This is a genomic window from Mycobacterium gordonae (genome assembly GCF_001417955.2).
Taxonomy (GTDB): domain Bacteria; phylum Actinomycetota; class Actinomycetes; order Mycobacteriales; family Mycobacteriaceae; genus Mycobacterium; species Mycobacterium gordonae_B.
Genome location: NZ_LKTM01000112.1, coordinates 165,421 through 182,671, shown reverse-complemented (window position 1 = coordinate 182,671; position 17,251 = coordinate 165,421). Strand labels below are relative to the sequence as shown.

The 17,251-nt window shown below is 66.8% G+C and carries 14 protein-coding genes; 6 read left to right on the top strand and 8 right to left on the bottom strand.

Going from position 1 to position 17,251, the window contains the following annotated elements; translation table 11 throughout:
- The first annotated feature begins 80 nt into the window (after window positions 1–80).
- The gene (gene gjpA, locus AO501_RS11630; protein WP_055577848.1) at window positions 81–1,304 is read left to right on the top strand and encodes an outer membrane porin GjpA; all 1,224 of its coding nucleotides are present in this window, start codon (window positions 81–83) and stop codon (window positions 1,302–1,304) included.
- 31 nt (window positions 1,305–1,335) lie between these two features.
- Window positions 1,336–2,154, top strand: a complete 819-nt coding sequence (locus tag AO501_RS11625; RefSeq protein ID WP_055577847.1) for a class I SAM-dependent methyltransferase — start codon at window positions 1,336–1,338, stop codon at window positions 2,152–2,154.
- Here AO501_RS11625 and AO501_RS11620 read toward each other — a convergent pair.
- A complete protein-coding gene (locus AO501_RS11620; protein ID WP_082658562.1) occupies window positions 2,121–3,905 on the bottom strand; it encodes an ABC transporter ATP-binding protein in 1,785 nt (594 codons plus the stop codon). The two genes, AO501_RS11625 and AO501_RS11620, sit on opposite strands and share 34 nt — an antisense overlap.
- Window positions 3,902–5,590 carry an ABC transporter ATP-binding protein gene (locus tag AO501_RS11615; RefSeq protein ID WP_231752447.1) on the bottom strand — a complete coding sequence of 563 codons (1,689 nt, stop codon included), beginning with the start codon at window positions 5,588–5,590 and terminating at the stop codon, window positions 3,902–3,904. The genes AO501_RS11620 and AO501_RS11615 overlap by 4 nt, the downstream gene beginning before the upstream one ends.
- A gap of 370 nt (window positions 5,591–5,960) precedes the next feature.
- Here AO501_RS11615 and AO501_RS11610 point away from each other — a divergent pair, with 370 nt between their 5' ends.
- Window positions 5,961–7,583 carry a PPE family protein gene (locus tag AO501_RS11610; protein WP_063892856.1) on the top strand — a complete coding sequence of 541 codons (1,623 nt, stop codon included), beginning with the start codon at window positions 5,961–5,963 and terminating at the stop codon, window positions 7,581–7,583.
- On the top strand, window positions 7,580–9,007 hold the full coding sequence (locus AO501_RS11605; RefSeq protein ID WP_055577845.1) for a PE-PPE domain-containing protein: 1,428 nt from the start codon (window positions 7,580–7,582) through the stop codon (window positions 9,005–9,007). The genes AO501_RS11610 and AO501_RS11605 overlap by 4 nt, the downstream gene beginning before the upstream one ends.
- Before the next feature lie 20 nt (window positions 9,008–9,027).
- Here the strand turns inward: AO501_RS11605 and AO501_RS11600 are convergent, their stop codons facing one another.
- Window positions 9,028–9,588, bottom strand: a complete 561-nt coding sequence (locus AO501_RS11600) for a DoxX family protein (protein ID WP_231752446.1) — start codon at window positions 9,586–9,588, stop codon at window positions 9,028–9,030.
- Window positions 9,589–9,659: 71 nt separating this feature from the next.
- A complete protein-coding gene (locus AO501_RS11595) occupies window positions 9,660–11,171 on the bottom strand; it encodes a flavin-containing monooxygenase (protein WP_055577844.1) in 1,512 nt (503 codons plus the stop codon).
- A gap of 130 nt (window positions 11,172–11,301) precedes the next feature.
- Between AO501_RS11595 and AO501_RS11590 the strand changes: the two genes are divergently transcribed.
- Window positions 11,302–12,510, top strand: a complete 1,209-nt coding sequence (locus AO501_RS11590; protein WP_055577843.1) for a PucR family transcriptional regulator — start codon at window positions 11,302–11,304, stop codon at window positions 12,508–12,510.
- A 269-nt stretch (window positions 12,511–12,779) separates the two neighbouring features.
- The gene (locus AO501_RS11585; protein WP_156452477.1) at window positions 12,780–13,934 is read left to right on the top strand and encodes a hypothetical protein; all 1,155 of its coding nucleotides are present in this window, start codon (window positions 12,780–12,782) and stop codon (window positions 13,932–13,934) included.
- On the opposite strand, the gene AO501_RS11580 is transcribed toward AO501_RS11585, so the two are convergent.
- Genes AO501_RS11580 through AO501_RS11565 form a run of 4 tightly spaced genes read right to left on the bottom strand, consistent with a single transcriptional unit; the run spans window position 13,913 to window position 17,251 of the window.
- Window positions 13,913–14,659, bottom strand: a complete 747-nt coding sequence (locus AO501_RS11580; RefSeq protein ID WP_055577928.1) for an adenylate/guanylate cyclase domain-containing protein — start codon at window positions 14,657–14,659, stop codon at window positions 13,913–13,915. The two genes, AO501_RS11585 and AO501_RS11580, sit on opposite strands and share 22 nt — an antisense overlap.
- 56 nt (window positions 14,660–14,715) lie before the next feature.
- Entirely contained in the window at window positions 14,716–15,537 is an 822-nt protein-coding gene (locus AO501_RS11575; RefSeq protein WP_055577841.1) for an HpcH/HpaI aldolase/citrate lyase family protein, read from the bottom strand.
- Window positions 15,534–16,088 carry a MaoC family dehydratase gene (locus AO501_RS11570; RefSeq protein WP_156452476.1) on the bottom strand — a complete coding sequence of 185 codons (555 nt, stop codon included), beginning with the start codon at window positions 16,086–16,088 and terminating at the stop codon, window positions 15,534–15,536. Before AO501_RS11570 ends, AO501_RS11575 begins: the two co-directional genes overlap by 4 nt.
- Window positions 16,085–17,251, bottom strand: a complete 1,167-nt coding sequence (locus tag AO501_RS11565) for an acyl-CoA dehydrogenase family protein (protein WP_055577840.1) — start codon at window positions 17,249–17,251, stop codon at window positions 16,085–16,087. Before AO501_RS11565 ends, AO501_RS11570 begins: the two co-directional genes overlap by 4 nt.

Genomic DNA, 17,251 nt, shown 5'->3' with positions numbered 1-17,251 from the left:
ATGCGAATCATATGCAAGAAGTCCCGATGTGGTTCCGCCGGCCAACGCTCGTCACCTCTGGGAGCTCAGGAGACCAACGGATGTCGTATGTGATCGCAGCGTCGCAACTGGTGCACCAGGCGGCCCACGAGCTGGCCGGCATCGGCACGTCGCTGGCCGACGCGGCCGCGACCGTTGCCGGGCCCACGACCGGCATCGCCGCGGCGGCACAAGACGAGATATCGGTCGCGATCGCCGCCTTGTTCCGTGACCTCGGCCGCGAATTCCAGGCCGTCAGCGCTCAGACACAGTCATTCCATGCGGAATTCGTCAACTCGGTCAACGCCGGCGCCGCGGCATACGCCGGCGCCGAGGCCGGCAACGCCCGTGCGGTGCTCACCGCCGCCGCGAGCCCAGGTGGCATCGAACCGCTATCCAGATGGACCGCGACCCTGGACGCCACCGCCAGCAATGCCCAGACGGTATTCGGAGCCGCGCCGGCGAGCCTGAACACGTTGGCCGGCGGCATCTCCACCGGTCTTCGCCAACTTGCGACCGACCCGACGGCATTCTTCGGAAACCTCCGGACCGCGGCGCAATCCGTGTTCCTGGTCGGCGCACCCCAAGATGTCGTCTCCGCCGTCGTCCAGCACACCCTGGGCGGGGTCACCCAGGCGACCAACGGAAGCGTCACGCCTCCGGAGATCGTTCCCATCAACGACGTGCATGTCCAGCTGTACGAAGGGCTGGCCGGCCTGGCGGATTTCCAGACCGGTTCGTCCGGTTTCGAGCAGGCCCTGGTGGCCGGCCTCACCAATTTCGCCGCATCGCCGGCCAGCGGTGTGCTGCTCGGTGCGGTCGGGCCGTTCGTCAGCCCCGCTGTGGCGCTGTGGAATACCGCGGGGTCCGTCTTCGCCGACCTCACCGGTGGCTCGCCGGTCGCGGCGTTGGGTCACCTGATCGACGCACCGGCCAACGTCGTCGACGCCTTCTTCAACGGCGCCACTCTGAACCTGGACGCACTCGCTCCGACGTTCGACCCGTTCGTCACGTCGGGATCGGCGGGCGGGGAACGACTCGACGGTCTCAGCTTCGCCTTCGGCGGGCTGTTCAGCCCGGGCGAGGTGGTGACGGGCGCCAGCGGCCCGATGTACTACGGCACCGGCGGGTCCATGCTCAACGCTCTGGGATTGCAGTTCAGCTTCTTCCCGCCGGACGACTTCGCCGGCGGGAGCCTGAATATCCCCGCCATTCCGGTGGGTCCGATCGGCGCCACCGCGGGTCTGATCAGCATTCTCGGACATGCTCTGGGCGGCACCCTCTGATACCCGCCCTGATAACTGGCATGGTGAGTTCATGAGGAGGGCCGCTCCGGACCTAGGTGAGGTCCAGGAAACACTGCTGATTCCGCTCTACGCCCGAGCCTGTGACGCCGCATCCCGCCGCCCGGTGCTCGGCGACCGCCGGGCGCGCGAACTCGTCGAGTCCATCGACTACGACTTCAGCGGATTCGGCGGTTCGTCGTTATCCGGGTCGGTGTACCGATCGTCGATTTTCGACGGCTGGGCGGCCCGGTTCATCGGCCAGCACCCGGGCGGCACGGTCGTGGAGATCGGCACCGGACTGAACACCAGATTCGACCGGCTGGACAATGGCCGCATCCACTGGTTCGACCTCGACCTCCCCGACACCATCGCCTTGCGCCGCAGGTTCTTCGGCGACAGCGAGCGGTGCACGATGCTGGCGGGCTCCGTGCTGGACACCGATTGGTTCGACGTGGTGGCCGCCTCCCCCGGGCCGTACCTGTTCCTCAGCGAAGCCGTGCTGATCTATCTCGGTGGCGACGACGTGCGTCGCGTTCTCACCCAACTCGCGCAACGGTTTCCAGGCTCCTTGCTGGCGTTCGACACCGCCGGACAGCGGATGGTGACCGGGCAGGACCGCAACCGGTCGCTGGCGAAGGTGAAGGCTCGGCTGCGATGGGTCTGCGACGATCCACATGACGTCGAGCCCTGTGGCCTGAAGCTGCTCGACACTCGCACGCTGGCCAACCCGCTGCCCGAGATTGCCGAATCCTGGCCCCGGCCAAGGCGGGTGGGCATGTCGGTGTTGGCGCGCCTGATGCCGTCGATGGTCAACACCTACAAATTCAACGTGTTCAGATCCGTTACCTGAGGCTCGGCCCGCAGTGCCCAGCCGCGGGCCTGAAGACGCTCCCGCCAGAATCGGGCATAGGTGCCGCCCTCGGACAGTAGTTGGTCATGACGGCCGCGGGCGGTGATGCAACCGTGGTCCAGCACCAAGATCTGGTCGGCTGACATCACGGTCGAAAGCCGATGCGCGACAACGACAACGGTGCGGTCGTGGGCCAGCTCACGAATGGCGTCGGCGATTGCCGCCTCGTTGACGGCATCCAGCGCGGCGGTCGCTTCGTCCAGGAGCACGATGGGGGCGTCCTTGAGTAGCGCCCGGGCGATGGCGACCCGCTGCCGTTCGCCGCCCGACAGTGCCGAGCCTCCCTCGCCGACCCGGGTTTGCCAGCCCTCGGGCAGCCGCGCGATCACCTCGTCCAACCGGGCAATGGCCGCGACGCAGTCGAGTGCGGTGTCCGTGGCTCCCGGAGCAGCCATCCGCAGGTTGTCGGCGATGGTCCCGTCGAAGAGGTACACGTCTTCGAAGACGTGTGCGGTCAGGTGCGCAACCCTGCTGGTGCCGAGTTGACGCACGTCGCGGCCGCCGATCAGGATGCTGCCGTCGTCGACGTCGAAGAACCGGCCGATCAGTCGCAGCAACGTCGTCTTTCCCGCCCCGGATGGACCGACGATGGCGGTGAGACCGCCCGCCGGAATGACGGCGTCGACGCCGTCGACGACGGTTTCCCCGTCGCGGTAACCGAAACGCACACCGCGCAACTCGACGCCGAAGTCCAGGGGTGCCGGACTTTCGGTCTCGGGTTCCGGGAGGGCCGGCACCGCAAGCAGCTTACGCACCCGGACGATCGCGTCCGCGGTCACCTGCACGTGCCCGGCGAGGTCGCCCAGCTGAGAGATGGGATCGATCATGCGCAGGGTGATGATGAGCAGGCCGATCATGGTGGGTAGCGCCAACTCGCCGCGCAGCGTCAACATGACGGCGAAGGCGATGACGGTCGTCACGACCAGCTGCATGGTGCCGAAGCAGGCGATCAGCCCCCATGCACCGCGGATGGTGAGCCTTGACTGTGAACGTTGTTGCCGGATAAGGGATTCCTCCAGTGTGCCCAGCTCCCGCCGGCCCAGGACGCCGTAGGCCCGCAAGGTGGGTTGCATGCGCGCGTACTCGACGATCCGTGACGCGGTGGCACCGATATCGTCCTCGTAGTCGCCGTCGTTGCGGTGCACGATACCCATGAACATTCGCACTGACAGTGCGCACAACACGGCGCCCACGGTGAGCGCGAGACCGATGCGCCAGTCGCTGAGATAGCTGCCGATGATCAGGGTCAGCGGCGCGCTCACCCCGACGATGACGTGCCGGAGCAGATGGGACGGGAAGTCCGCGACGTCGATCGCGTCCTTGGCCACTAAGCGTCCGACCGGCCCGGTGCGGTCGGGCCCGAACCAGCCGAGCGGCAACCTGGCCAGGTGGTCTCCGATTCGGGCGTGAAATCCGGTCAGTGCGTCCGTGCCGACCTGATAGCCCAGTGTCGTGCTCCACGCCAGCAACACGTGATGGATCGCCACCGTGACCCCGATCGCGGCGACCGCGAACCAGAGCTGCCCGTGATTCGCGGGACGCTGGACGACGGCGCCGATGAGCGGGACCACGAACAGGAAACCGACGCCTTGCAGAATCCCTTGCGCGCCTTGCAGCATCAGCATCGTGCGCAGTCGGCGCCGCCCACGGCCGTCGAGCAGTTCGAGCAGGTAGCGGATCACAGTGATCATCGCCCCGCCTCCAGTTGCTCGACGACGCCGCGTTCGGCGGTTCTTTCCTGCTGCCACAACCGGGCGTAACCTCCCCCGGCCGCCAGCAGGTCGGCATGTCTTCCCGATTCGGCGATCCGGCCGCGGTCGAGTACGACGATGTTGTCGGCACCCCGGATGGTGCTGAGTCGGTGCGCGATCACCAGGACCGTCCGGTCCCGTGCGACCTCACTGAGGGCCTCCTGGATGCGCGCCTCGTTCTCCGGATCGGCGCTGGCCGTCGCCTCGTCGAGTACCAGAACCGGGCGGTCGGCAAGAATCGCGCGGGCGATGCAGACACGTTGCCGTTCGCCGCCGGAAAGCGCCGCATCCTCGCCCACCACGGACTCCAATCCGCGGGGCAACTCTTCGATCTTCGACAGGATCTGGGCCTTGGCAGCGGCCGCGCGCACCTGCGTGTCGTCGGCGCCGGGACAACCCAGCCGGATGTTGTCGCGGATGCTCATGGTGGACAACAGGTGTGACTCCTGGAACACGAATGCCACCTGCTGGTAGAGCTCGGCGGCAGCGATCCGCCGCAGGTCCACTCCGTACAGTTCGACCGACCCCGAGCAGGGGTCATCGAACCGGGGCAGCAGCTTGGCCAGTGTCGACTTTCCCGAGCCGGAGGGCCCCACCAGCGCGGTGATGGTGCCGCGTTCGAGACGAAGATCGATTCCGTTCAGGGCCAAGGTGTCACCAAAGGTGACGCACACATCGCGCATCCGCACCACCGGCCCGGGCGTCGTGGCATCCGGCGCCACCGGTTCGCCCGCCACCGGAAGTTCCGGCGTAGCCAGCAATTCGCGGATGCCGCGGGCGACCTTCAGGGCGGTGACCAACGGGTGTACGGACATCAGCACCGTCATCCACCCCGCGGTGATGACGGTGCCGAAAACCAGGAAGGCGATGAAGTCTCCCGGCCTGAGATCGCCGTCAGCGGTCAGAAACACGCCGGCCGTTGCGACTACGATTAGGATGCTCGGTGGCGAGAGCAGGATCTCCGCCGTCACCCCCGCCACGCTGGTGGATTTTGCCCAGTCGAGAAAAAAGTGCGCGAAAGCCTTTGACACGTCCCGGAATCGGCGGCCCGCCGTGCCCGGCGTGCCGAACGCCTTCACCACCCCGATGCCGTTGACGAGTTCCACTGCCGCGCTGTTGAGGCGAACCAGCCATTCCATGAACTCCGGATACTTGGTGCCGGCACTGGCCATCGCGCGTTGATAAGCGGCGAACCCGGCGACGACCGGCAACAGCGTCGCCAATGCCATCCGCCAGTCCAGTGCGAACAGGTAGACGAACGCCACCACGGGCGGCACCGATGCGGCGCTGAGTTCCACGATCGAGTGCGCGACGAGACGATGCAGCGCCGCCACATCGTCTTCCACCGCCTTCTTCACAATGCCGGAGTTGCGATCGCTGAACCAGGCAAGTGGGACCTTGGCGAGTTTGACCAGGAGTTCACGGCGGATCCGAAACGACACCTGGATGTCGGCCAGATGGGTCAGCACACCGGCAGTCAAGACACCCAGCTGTTTTGCGGCAAGCGCCACCACCGCCACGGTGATGATCGGCCACACGTCGGCGTCGCCCGCGAGCAGTCGTCGGCTCACTTCCACGACGGCGAACAGCGGCGCCATCCCGGCAAGTGAGCTGAGCGCCGACAACAGGCCGCATGCAACGAGTGTCGCTCGCGCCGGCCTGAGAATTCCCGGCGGTCGAGCGGCGTTCGGTTCAGTGTCTTCTCGCACGCCTCTCCTCGGTCGCGACTGTCCAGCTGCGGGCCGACCGGTAATAGTGCGCTACGGCAGCAACTTCGGAATCCGGGTCCGCTGCGGCAGCCTTTGCTAGCGCGGTCAGTCGCACCTGGGTTACGCTAACGCCTAAAGTCCTACATGCAAACACTTCGCAAGATTGCTAGGGTCGCCCGGCGGCAGGCATCCCGCCCGCCGGCATCGTTAGCGCGAGCAGAAAGCTGAGTGGCGCTATGACGATTCCGCTGTTTCCTCGGAGGTATCCGATTGTGTCCCACTGGCATTGACCGCGCCGGTATGGATGGCGTTCCCACCCGAGGTTCATTCGGCTTTGCTGAATAGCGGCCCTGGGCCGGGCCCGCTGCTGGCAGCGGCCGGGGCATGGAATCACTTGAGCACCGAGTACATCGCGGTCGCCGAAGAGTTGTCAGCGCTCGTGGCCGCCGCGCAGGCGCAGTCGTGGCAGGGTGCTGCCGCCTCCTCGTATGCGGCGGCCAACGCACCCTATGTGGCGTGGCTGACCCGGGCGGCCGCCGACGCAGCCGCGACGGCAGCTCAGCACGAAACCGCGGCCGTCAGCTACGCCACCGCACTGGCGGCGATGCCGACCCTCGGCGAGCTGGCCGCCAACCACGCCACCCACACGGTGCTGCTGGCAACGAATTTCTTCGGCATCAACACCATCCCGATCGCGCTCAATGAGGCCGACTACGTCCGCATGTGGGTGCAAGCCGCCACCACAATGACTGTCTACCAGAGTGTTTCGACCGCATCAGTGACCGCGGCACCGCCCACCGAGGCGGCCCCGCCCATCGTGCGGGCCGGCCCGGCGGCAGCCTCGGCCGACCCGCTGTCCTCGCTGACCGAGTTTCTGACCGAGGTCGAGCAGATCTTCAACCGTGTCGGGGGCGGGGGCAACCAGTCCCTGCTGGACTACCTGTTCAGCGTCCCGCCCGGAACGGATCCGCTGTCCCTGATTCTCAATGACATCTCGGTAGCCTCGTCACCGACCACCGGCTATCCGGCCCTGTTGCAGGCACTTGTCGCTGCGGCTGGTAACAACCCGGCACTGATCGCGGCTGCCTACGCCTTCGGCGGAGTCGCCATCGTGTACGACGTGACGATTCAGGTCATCCAGTTTCTGGTGACCTTCCCGCTGTTGGCGGCGGGCCTGGCCCCCCTGCTGGCCGGCCCGGCGCTGGCGGGTCTGGCGGCCGCCGGCAGCGTCGGAATCGCGGAAGTGGCCGCCCACGTGCACGCGGGCGCCGAGCCGGTCCCGATCGGGCCGACCGCCCCCGTCGTGAGCCCGGCTCCGATGCCGGCGCCGGCCGGGACAGCGCCGGCGCCGGCCGCCGTGGCCCCGGCTCTCGCACCGGCCGCACCGTTGCCCACCACCGCACCCGCGGTACCCGTCGCGCCGGGCGCAACGCCACCCCCGGGCGGCACCCCCGCCGGACCCTTCTCGTATCTGATGGGCGGGTCGGTCGGCATGAATTCTCCGGCAGTCACCAAGGCCGGTGTCAAACGAAAGTCTCCGGCTACCGAGACCGCCGAAACCCCTGCAGCTTTGGCGGCCCTGGCGCAGGAGAAGGCGCGAGCGCGCCGGCAGCGGCGCGCCAAAGTCGAAGTGCGCGGACGGGGTTATGAGTACATGGACCTGGACGACAACGTGAAGGGTGATGCCGGGCACGGTCCCGACGCCGCGTCCAGCACGCCTACCAGGGCCTCGGACCGCGGAGCGGAACGACTGGGCTTCACCGGCACCGCCCGCCGCCCGGCCGCTGTCGCTTCCGAAGCCGCGGGCTTGACCATGTTGGGCGGCGACGAATTCGGTAGTGGCCCAACCACACCGCTGATGCCGAGCACCTGGGCGCCCGACGAGTCCGATGCAGCGGGGTCACGATGAGCGGGCCGGCACCGCCGGGCGGCGTGTCGTTGCTCACCGTGACTCCGGAGGCGCTCGCGGCGGCGGCGTCGCGTCTCGAGACGATCCGTGTGACGCTGGACTCGGCGAACGCGGCGGCAGCCCGGCACACCACCACCGTGATATCGGCTGCGGCTGATGAGGTTTCGGCGGCGATCGCAACGTTCTTCACCGGTTACGGCCAGGAGTTCCAGGCACTCAGCGAGCGGGCCAACGCGTTTCATCAGCACTTCGTTCGGACGTTGGGCGCGGCGTGCGGTTCGTACCTGAGCGCGGAGGCGACGAGCGAATCGACGCTCGCCGGCCCACTGAGTACCGGCGTCACCACCTTGATCATGGGCGGCACCGGTAACCCCACCCCGAATGCCGCCTACCTCAACAACATCTACAACGCCTACATCGCCCCGCTCATCGCGCCGCAGTCGGCCATTCCGACCGGATTGACCACCCCCGAGCAGGGCTTCCCGTTGACCGGCCTGAACAGCCTGACCTACGACACGTCGGTCGCCCGGGGACTCGAGATCTTGAAGCAGGCGATCGCCGCACAACCACCGGGCACGCACACCGTCGCGTTCGGCTTCTCCCAAAGCGCCAGCATCATCACCGAATATCTGAAAGGCATCGCCAACGGCTCGATCACCGGGCCGCCCCCGTCCGACCTGAGCTTCGTACTGGCCGGCAACCCCAACAACCCCAACGGCGGCCTGTTCCAGCGCTTCGTCGGGATGTACCTTCCCGGCGTCAACGAGACATTCAGCGGCGCGACACCGGATTCGGTTTACCCCACCTCGATCTACACCATCCAGTACGACGGGTTCGCCCACTTCCCCCGGTACCCGCTCAACCTGCTGGCCGACGCCAATGCCCTGGCCGGCATGTACTACGGCCACCTGAGTCCGGCTCCCGCGTACGAAAACCTAACGCCCGCACAGATTGCGTCGGCGATAGTCGCGCCGGTGTCGCCAGGGGCGGTCGGCAACACCACCTACTATCTGATTCCGAGCCAGGACCTGCCACTGCTGCGGCCGCTGAATCTGCCACAACCCGTGCTCAACCTGATACAGCCGCCCCTGCGGGTGCTGATCGATCTGGGGTACGGCGATATCGGCGGCGTCAACACCGAATACGCGAACCTGCCCACTCCGGCCAGCCTGTTCCCGGTGATCAACCCCGTCAACGTCGGCAGCTACCTGATCAAGGGAACCGTGCAAGGCGTTCAGGCCAACCTGGTGTGGGCGGGTGTGCTGCCGCAGACATACCTGCCCGACACCTATCCCTACGTCGCGTCGTTGCACCCGGGACTCACCGTCAACCTCGGCCAGCCCAGCGTCACCGCGGTGTCCGCGGTGACGACCGGGCTGGGCACGCTGTTGCGCGCGCTGAACATTCCGCCCCTGACGGGCTGACCCGCGGCGCGCCGTCCCCGTCAGCGAACTCCTGCCGGCGCTTTCGCGACGTCTGCGGCTTCCGCCGATCCGCGACCACGTCGCCGCGCGCGCAGCGCGTCAACCGACCACGGGCCGGGCCCGACGATGAGCAGGAACGTCACCGTCAGCAACTGGGCGTACTCGGAGCGAACTTCATGCAGCACCGCCCAGAACCCGGTCTGTGGCGGCACCGGAGGCAAGGGCAGCGGCGACACCCCGAGGAAGATGGCGATCTTGGTGGACAGCATCGCGACGATCATCTCCACGATGAAGGGGATGCTGATGAAGCGGGTGAACAAGCCCAGCAACAACAGCACTCCCCCGGTGATCTCAAGCAGCCCAACGAAGTTCGCACTCAACTCCGGGAACGGGATACCGATCTTGGTGAAGCGCCCGACGCCCTGGTTCGGGAGCACGAACTTCAAAGTGCCCTCCCACAGAAACACTCCGCCGGCCATCAGCCGGATCAGCAGTGTCGCCGCGGGGGCGCCGGTGGGCGGATGAGCAAGCCAGTGCCACAGTTTCGCCGGCAGGGCTGGTTGGTTGTACAGGGTCGTCACGGTGATCCTCCACGTTGATGGGCCCGCCCGTCGCGAGCCCGTCAACATCTAGGGCCGTGGGTTACAACCTCTTACGCCGGCACCGCCTCGGGGCTGCGCACGTCGGCCGACCTGGTCAGGCTAAGGGCCGGGTCGACGACGCCGTCATTGCGCAACGTCTTCACGTCGGTGTAGTAACTCATCGACGTGAGCCACGGCTGACCGGCACCCTGCCGCGGGAACTGGTGTACCGCGCGCTGGACGTAGCCGGCTCCGAAGTCCAGCAATGGCCGGGTTTCCATGTCCGGGTCGTCGAGCACGGGGCGGGCGGTGTCGAAACCGTTGGCGTCCATGTACGCCAGCAGCCGGCACAGGTGTTCGCACAGCAGGCCGACCTTGAGCGTCCATGAGGAGTTGGTGTAGCCGATCGCGTACGCGAAGTTGGGTACGTCGGACAACATCATGCCCTTGTAGGCCACGTGGTCGGGCAGGTTGACCGGCGCCCCGTCGACCGTCAGAGACATGCCGCCGAACGCCTGCAGGTTCAAACCCGTTGCGGTGACGATGATGTCGGCGTCGAGTTCCCGGCCGGACTCGAGCAGGATGCCGTTCTCCGTGAACGTCGCGATCCGGTCGGTCACCACCGACGCGCTTCCGTTCCTGATCGCTTTGAACAGGTCCGAGTCGGGCACCGCGCACAGCCGTTGGTCCCACGGGTTGTAGGCCGGGCTGAAGTGTTCATCGACCGGGTAGTTCTCCGGGAGCTGCCTGGCGTTGAGGTAGCGGATGGCTTTTCTCGCCAGGACCGGGAACCGCTGGCAGAACTCGAAGACCGCACGCTGCTGGAGGATGTTCTTGCGGCGGGCCAGGGCATAACCGCGCTTGCCGCCGAACAACTTCTGCGCCGTATTGGCGATGACGTCCTTCGACGGCACCGGCATGATGTAGGTCGGTGAACGCTGCAGCATGGTCACGTGCCCGGCACGTTCGGCCATGGCCGGCAGCAACGTCACGGCGGTGGCGCCGCTGCCGATGATGACCACCTTCTTACCGGTGTAGTCAAGGTCCTCGGGCCATTGCTGAGGGTGCACGATCTGGCCGGTGAAGCGCTCACGGCCCTCGAAGTGCGGCGTGTAGCCCTCGTCGTAGCGGTAGTACCCGCCGGCGCAGAACAACCAGTTGGCGCTGATCTGTGTCCGGGTCCCGGTGTCGGTCTGCTCGACGTCCACCACCCAACGAGCGTCGGCACTCGACCAGGAAGCACCGTGCACCTTGTGGTGGAACCGGATCTTGCGGTCGATGCCGTTCTCGGCGGCCGTCTCGCGCAGGTAGGCGAGGATCTTGTCCGCGGTTGCGATGGCGTCCTCATCGCGCCACGGCTTGAACTCGTAACCGAAGGTGTGCAGGTCGGAGTCCGAACGAATTCCCGGGTAGCGGAACAGGTCCCAGGTGCCGCCGGTGGCGGCGCGTGCCTCCAGGATCGCGTAGCTGCGAGCCGGGTGTTCGCGCTGCAGGTAGTAGGCGGCCCCGATGCCGGAGATGCCGGCTCCGACGATGAGGACGTCGACGTGCTCGATGGCGGTGCCTACGGCTTTGTAGGACATGAGCTTGGCTCCTGACGCAGGTGAACTGTTGTGTTCATGGTGGCGATCGCGAGGCCTCAAACCAAGATGAGATCTGCCCAAATCACCTGAACCCGTGGTGCACATTGCACCACTAAATTACTGTGGCTAAATGTCCTGGAAACGTCCGTCGGAGCCGGTCAGGGAGCTGATTCGGCAATGTGCGCAGATCACCGTCAACCCGCGCGCCGAATGGCTGGAAGAACTCGACGCCGAGGTGCTCGCGGCCAGCCCCGCCATTGCCGCGGACCCGGAACTGGCCGCCGCGGTCAGCCGCAGCAATCGGGCGAACCTCTACTTCTGGGGAGCGGCCAATGTCCGCGATCCCGGAGCGCCGGTTCCGCCCAACACCGGGCCCGAGCCGATGAACATCGCGCGCGAGGTGGCGCGTCGTGGGCTCACCGCATTCACCCTGGACGCGTATCGCGTCGGTGAAGCCGTGGCATGGCGCCGATTGATGGAGATCGCCTTCGAGCTGACCTCAGACCCGGCCGAACTGCACGAGCTGCTCGACGTGTGCTCCCGGTCGATCAGCGCGTTCATCGACGGCACGCTGGCGGGCATCGCCACCCGGATCGACCAGGAACTCGACGACCTGACCCGTGGGACCCACGCCGAGCGGCGCGAAACCGTGGCGCTGATCCTCGATGGCGCCCCCATCACCCGCAAGAGGGCCGAAGCGCGTCTGGGCTACGCCCTGACCGGCCCCCATACCGCGGCGGTCATCTGGAGCGACGACCCAGCGGGCGACATGGCCCGCCTCGATGCGGCCGCCGAGGCGCTCGGACAAGCTGCCAAAGTGCGGCCATTGACGATCCTCGCCAGCACCGCGACTCGTTGGGTATGGGTTCCGGGCAAGTCCATAAACACTGTGGCGCTCGGCAATTCGATCGCTGCCATGCCCGATATCCGCGTCGCGATCGGGCCGTGCGCCGAGGGCATCGATGGATTTCGGCGCAGCCATTTCGACGCGATCACCACTCAGCAGATGATGGCGCGTCTGCAATCACCGCAGCGCGTGGCGTTTTTCGCCGACGTGGAACTGGTGGCGCTGATCACCGGCGACACCGACCGCGCCACCGAGTTCGTCCACCATGCGCTCGGCGAGCTGGAAGCGGCGGGTAGCGAACTACAGGAATATGTGCGGGTTTTCGTCGACGAGCAGTGCAACGCGTCCCGCGCGGCAGCGCGGCTGTTCACCCACCGCAACACCCTGCTCCGCCGCTTGGCCCGCGCGGATGAGCTGCTGCCCCGGCCCTTGGCCGAAAGCAGCGTCAACGTCGCTGTAGCGCTGGACGTGCTGCGCTGGCGTGGCAAGTAGTCGGGCGTCTGGCCGGCGAATTCAGCGAATTTTGCGAATCCCCTGCGGGCGCAGCAGCGAGCCGCTAGTGTTCGTTTCAAGGTCGGGGGACCAAAACGTCAGGGGTCGGGGGACCCTAAAATTCAACACCGTTCAGCGGTGGACCATGCGCATCAGGCGTGTGCTTGATCGGGCAGTCGTCCGGCACTGGTCACGCCGTTGGGAAGCAGTGACACGGAGCCGAACCGCGCCTAGTGCCCGGTTCGGCCGCGCAGTGGGATGATAACCACGTGGCTGACGGCGAAATCCCTTCAGACGGCGCCGGCGCGCCCGAGCAATCGGCGCCCGTCGAGCAACCCATCCTCGCACCGCCGGTGAGCGGGACCGAGAAGACAACGTGGAAAACCCTGTTCGCCGCGCTGCCCGGGCACCTCGCCGCCGGGTTGAGCCACCTCGGTCAGTGGCTGAATCACCTGGGGCGGTGGCTGGCCCGGGTGGGCCGGCGCCTCGCGCGGCTGGCTGAGGTCAAACCGACTCCGCCGCAGAAGCTCGCCCTGCTCGGCGGGCTGGCTGCGATCAGCATCTTCGGCGCCCTCGCGTTCCCCGCCAATCCCATCGGGCAGGCGTGCGTCATCGCTTTCGTCCCCGGACTCTGCATCGCCATCGGCATCTTCGGAACTCGCTGGCACATCCGCCAGGGACTCGACCAGCACATGCTGAAGGTCACGCAGACCGCCATCCAGGAAACCCAGCAGTTGCGAAGATCGGTCCACTACGTCGACGACCGGCTTTCGGCCGCGCAGAATCACCTCGAAAGCGGTAACGGCGACGGCGCGCTGATCGAGGTGGTGCGCGCCAAGGTCGCGACGGAATTGTCCTTGGGTGCCGCGAAACCGGTTTCCCCCCAATGGGGTTCGGCACTACCGGTCGAGGCGCTCGACGGAAGCCGACTGATCAGCGGCAGCGTCGCTCGCGTCGAAGATCAGTACACGTTGATCATCAACCGTGGTCTGGTGCACGGCGTGCAGCCCGAGATGGTCTTCGCGGTGCTCTCAGCCGCGGGTGACCCGATTCGCGATCCCGAGACGGGTGAGGTGATCGGAGAGCTGCCGGCCGAGAAGCTGCGCGTCAAAGTCGTTGATGTGCAACCGAAGTACTCCCGTGCGGTGACGTTCCGGACATTCGCACCCACCGACGTCGGGTATCCGGCGCTGGCCGGATCCGCCCGCGGCGCCTCCGGTCCGGCGGATGCCGGGTCCTTCGACTTCATCGACGAGTCGATCAGCCGGATGCTCGAAGCCGAACTGGCGGAGCCGGTTTCCGCGCGCGAGACGATCGCCAACGCGAAGTCACTCGCGCGCAAAGACGTGCCGGTGCGGCCGCACGCCATTGTCGATATCGGCGACCGGGTTCAGCAGGTCAGTCAGGTCGCACGAACCGGGTAGAGCTCGTGGCTGCCGCGGAACCCCTTGAGTTCGACCTCCCTGGGGGTGCCCAGCACGATGTCGGAATCCGCTGAGACCGCCTCCCGCACTGTCTCGCTCACCAGGATTTCTCCACCGTCGGCCTGACCGGCCACCCGGGCCGCCATAGCCACGTTGCGACCGAACAGGTCGTCCCCCCGCCGCACCGACTCACCCATGTGGAGGCCGATCCGCACCCGGATGTCATCCCACCGCTCGGGTTCTGACTGCAACGCGCGCTGGATCGCGATACTGCAGCGCACGGCCTTCACCGGATCCGGGAAGGCGATCATGAAGCCGTCACCCTGCGTCTTCACCACGTGACCGTCGCAGTCGTCGACGTGCTGGTAGATCAACTTGTTGTGCCGCTCAAGCAGTTTCACCCAGCCCCGGTCGCCGAGTTCCTCGTTGAGCTCGGTCGAACCTTCGATGTCGGAGAAGGCGATCACGACATTGCCGTCGGCTGTCATCCTGGCGAGATCGGGGCGCTCCACCCGGGCCCAGCCCGCGAGGTCTTCCACCGAATTGCGCACGGTCGCCCCGATTCCCTTGTTTATCAGCGAATCCGTGGTGCGCCACACCGTCCTGATTGCGAGTGGGGCGACTCCCGGCCGTCGTCGACGGCGTGGCTTGTTCTGCCGGATCCGCTCCAGTGCATTCCTGGCACCGCGCAGCTTGTTCCGGGACACGACGAGTACGACGAACATCGCGATCAGGCAGGCGAACTCGACCAGGGCGACGAGCGCCCAGAGGACCGTGGCACTCACTGCGGGAGAGGCTCCCCCGCCCGCCGCAGCATCGCCTCCGCGTGCCGCAGCACCGGGGCGTCCACCATCTGCCCTTCGAACGCGAACACCCCGCGCTCGGTCCTGGCCGCGGTCAGTACCCGCCGCGCCCAGTCCACCGTTTCGTCGCTGGGCCGATAAGCCTTGCGCACCACGTCCACCTGACTGGGATGGATACACACGGTCACGTCGAAGCCCACCGCCACAGCATCGACAGCCTCCGTCTGCAAGCCCTCGATGTCGCGGATGTCCAGGTGCACCGCGTCGAGCGCCAGCCGGTCAAACGCGTTGGCCGCCAACAGGGTTGTCGAGCGAACGTGACGCGCGACGTCGCGGTAGGTGCCGTCCGCGCGCCGGCTGGAGCTGCCGCCCAGCGTGGCGATCAGATCTTCGGCACCCCACATCATCCCGACAGTGCGCTCGGCTGCGGCAATCTCGGCAGCGAACAACGCTCCCCGCGCCGTCTCGACCAGGGCGATGACATCGCGCGGCGCCAGGGCCGCCACCTGGGCGGCCGACTCGGTCTTGGGCAACATCACCGTCGTGTAGGCGGTGTCCGCCAATGCTTCCAGGTCACGCGCCTGGTCCTCGGTGCCGGCCGCGTTGATCCGCACCACAGTGCGCTCGGGGTCCAGCGGCGTGTCCCGCAGCGCCTGGCGCGCGGCCGGCTTCTCCGCGGCCGCCACACCGTCTTCCAGGTCAAGGATCACCACATCGGCCGCCGCGGCGGCCTTGGTGAAACGCTCAGGACGGTCGGCCGGGCAGAACAGCCATCCCGGCCCCGCTGTGCGCAGGCTCATGACGGGCGCTTCTGGACGAGCGTGGTGCGCACCGCTTTCGCCACGACGTCACCGTGCTGGTTGCGTCCGGTGTGCTCCAGCGTGACGATGCCTTCGCCGGGGCGGCTCTTCGACTCCCGCTTGTTGGTGCACACGGTCTCGGCATAAAGGGTGTCACCGTGAAACACCGGCTTGGGGAAGGACACCTCGGAGAAGCCGAGGTTGGCGACGATGGTGCCCAATGTCAGCTGCGCGACGGACAGCCCGACCAGCGTGGAGAGCGTGAACATCGAGTTCACCAGCCGCTCGCCGCGAAAGCCCGGTTGTTCGGCCGCCCAGGCCGCATCCAGGTGCAGCGACTGGGTGTTCATGGTGAGCGTGGTGAACAGCACGTTGTCTGCCTCGGTGACGGTGCGGCCCGGCCGGTGCAGGTAGGTGGTGCCGACCTCGAACTCCTCAAACCACAAGCCACGCTGGACGATCCGCTTCGACTCGCCGACTGTGGAATCTGCGACGCGACTCGCCGATGCAGCGTCGCCAGATTCACTCTCGGCGGGTGTCCCCGCCGTCATGACAGCCCCAGCGACCGGGCGATCAGCATCAACTGCACCTCGGTGGTGCCCTCGCCGATCTCCAGGATCTTGCTGTCGCGGTAGTGACGGGCAACGGGGTACTCGTTCATGAACCCGTAGCCGCCGTGAATCTGGGTGGCGTCCCGGGCATTGTCCATCGCCGCCTCCGAGGAGACCATCTTGGCGATCGCGGCTTCCTTCTTGAAGGGCTTGCCGGCCAACATCTTTGCCGCGGCGTCGTAGTACGCGGTGCGGGCCACGTGGGCTCGGGCTTCCATGCGGGCGATCTTGAAGCTGATCGCCTGGTAGGAGCTGATCGGCTGGCCGAACGACTGCCGTTCGTTGGCGTACTTGACGCTTTCGTCGACGCAGCCCTGCGCCACCCCGGTGGCCAGCGCGGCGATCGCGATGCGGCCCTCGTCGAGGATCGACAGGAAGTTGGCATAACCCTTGCCGCGGGAGCCCAGCAGGTTCTCCTGCGGGACGCGCGCGTCGTCGAAGGTCAGCGGGTGGGTGTCCGATGCGTTCCACCCGACCTTGTTATAGGTCGGTTCGACGATGAATCCCGGTGTGCCGTTGGGCACGATGATGGTCGAGATCTCTTTCTTGCCGTCGGCGATGCTGCCCGTTACGGCGGTGACGGTCACCAGTGAGGTGATGTCGGTGCCGGAGTTGGTGATGAACTGCTTGCTGCCGTTGACGATCCATTCACCGCCCTCCAGGCGGGCGGTGGTGCGGGTGCTGCCGGCGTCCGAACCCGCGCCAGGTTCGGTGAGCCCGAATCCGGCGAGTGCCCGCCCCGCCAGCAGGTCGGGCAGCCACTGCTGTTTCTGCTCCTCGGTGCCGAACCGGTAGATCGGCATCGCGCCCAAACCGACGCCGGCTTCCAGGGTGATGGCCACCGACTGGTCGACCTTGCCGAGCTCCTCCAGCGCCAGACTCAGGGCGAAGTAGTCACCGCCCATGCCGCCGTACTCCTCGGGGAACGGCAGGCCGAACAGCCCCATCTCCCCCATCTTTGCGACGACCTCGTACGGAAAGCTGTGCTCCTCATCGTGTTTGGCCGAGACGGGCGCCACCACGGTGCGCGCGAAGTCGGCCACTGTGTCGCGGAGGTCCTCGTATTCCTTCGGAATGGTCCCTGCGGGAATCGTTGTCGTCAT

Excerpts from the sequence above, each read along its gene's own strand:
- gjpA (WP_055577848.1), top strand. The coding sequence starts at position 81 with ATGTCGTATGTGATCGCAGCGTCGCAACTGGTGCACCAGGCGGCCCAC.
- AO501_RS11625 (WP_055577847.1), top strand. The coding sequence starts at position 1,336 with ATGAGGAGGGCCGCTCCGGACCTAGGTGAGGTCCAGGAAACACTGCTG.
- AO501_RS11620 (WP_082658562.1), bottom strand. The coding sequence starts at position 3,905 with ATGATCACTGTGATCCGCTACCTGCTCGAACTGCTCGACGGCCGTGGG.
- AO501_RS11605 (WP_055577845.1), top strand. The coding sequence starts at position 7,580 with ATGAGCGGGCCGGCACCGCCGGGCGGCGTGTCGTTGCTCACCGTGACT.
- AO501_RS11595 (WP_055577844.1), bottom strand. The coding sequence starts at position 11,171 with ATGTCCTACAAAGCCGTAGGCACCGCCATCGAGCACGTCGACGTCCTC.
- AO501_RS11590 (WP_055577843.1), top strand. The coding sequence starts at position 11,302 with ATGTCCTGGAAACGTCCGTCGGAGCCGGTCAGGGAGCTGATTCGGCAA.
- AO501_RS11580 (WP_055577928.1), bottom strand. The coding sequence starts at position 14,659 with ATGTTCGTCGTACTCGTCGTGTCCCGGAACAAGCTGCGCGGTGCCAGG.
- AO501_RS11575 (WP_055577841.1), bottom strand. The coding sequence starts at position 15,537 with ATGAGCCTGCGCACAGCGGGGCCGGGATGGCTGTTCTGCCCGGCCGAC.
- AO501_RS11570 (WP_156452476.1), bottom strand. The coding sequence starts at position 16,088 with ATGACGGCGGGGACACCCGCCGAGAGTGAATCTGGCGACGCTGCATCG.
- AO501_RS11565 (WP_055577840.1), bottom strand. The coding sequence starts at position 17,251 with ATGACGACAACGATTCCCGCAGGGACCATTCCGAAGGAATACGAGGAC.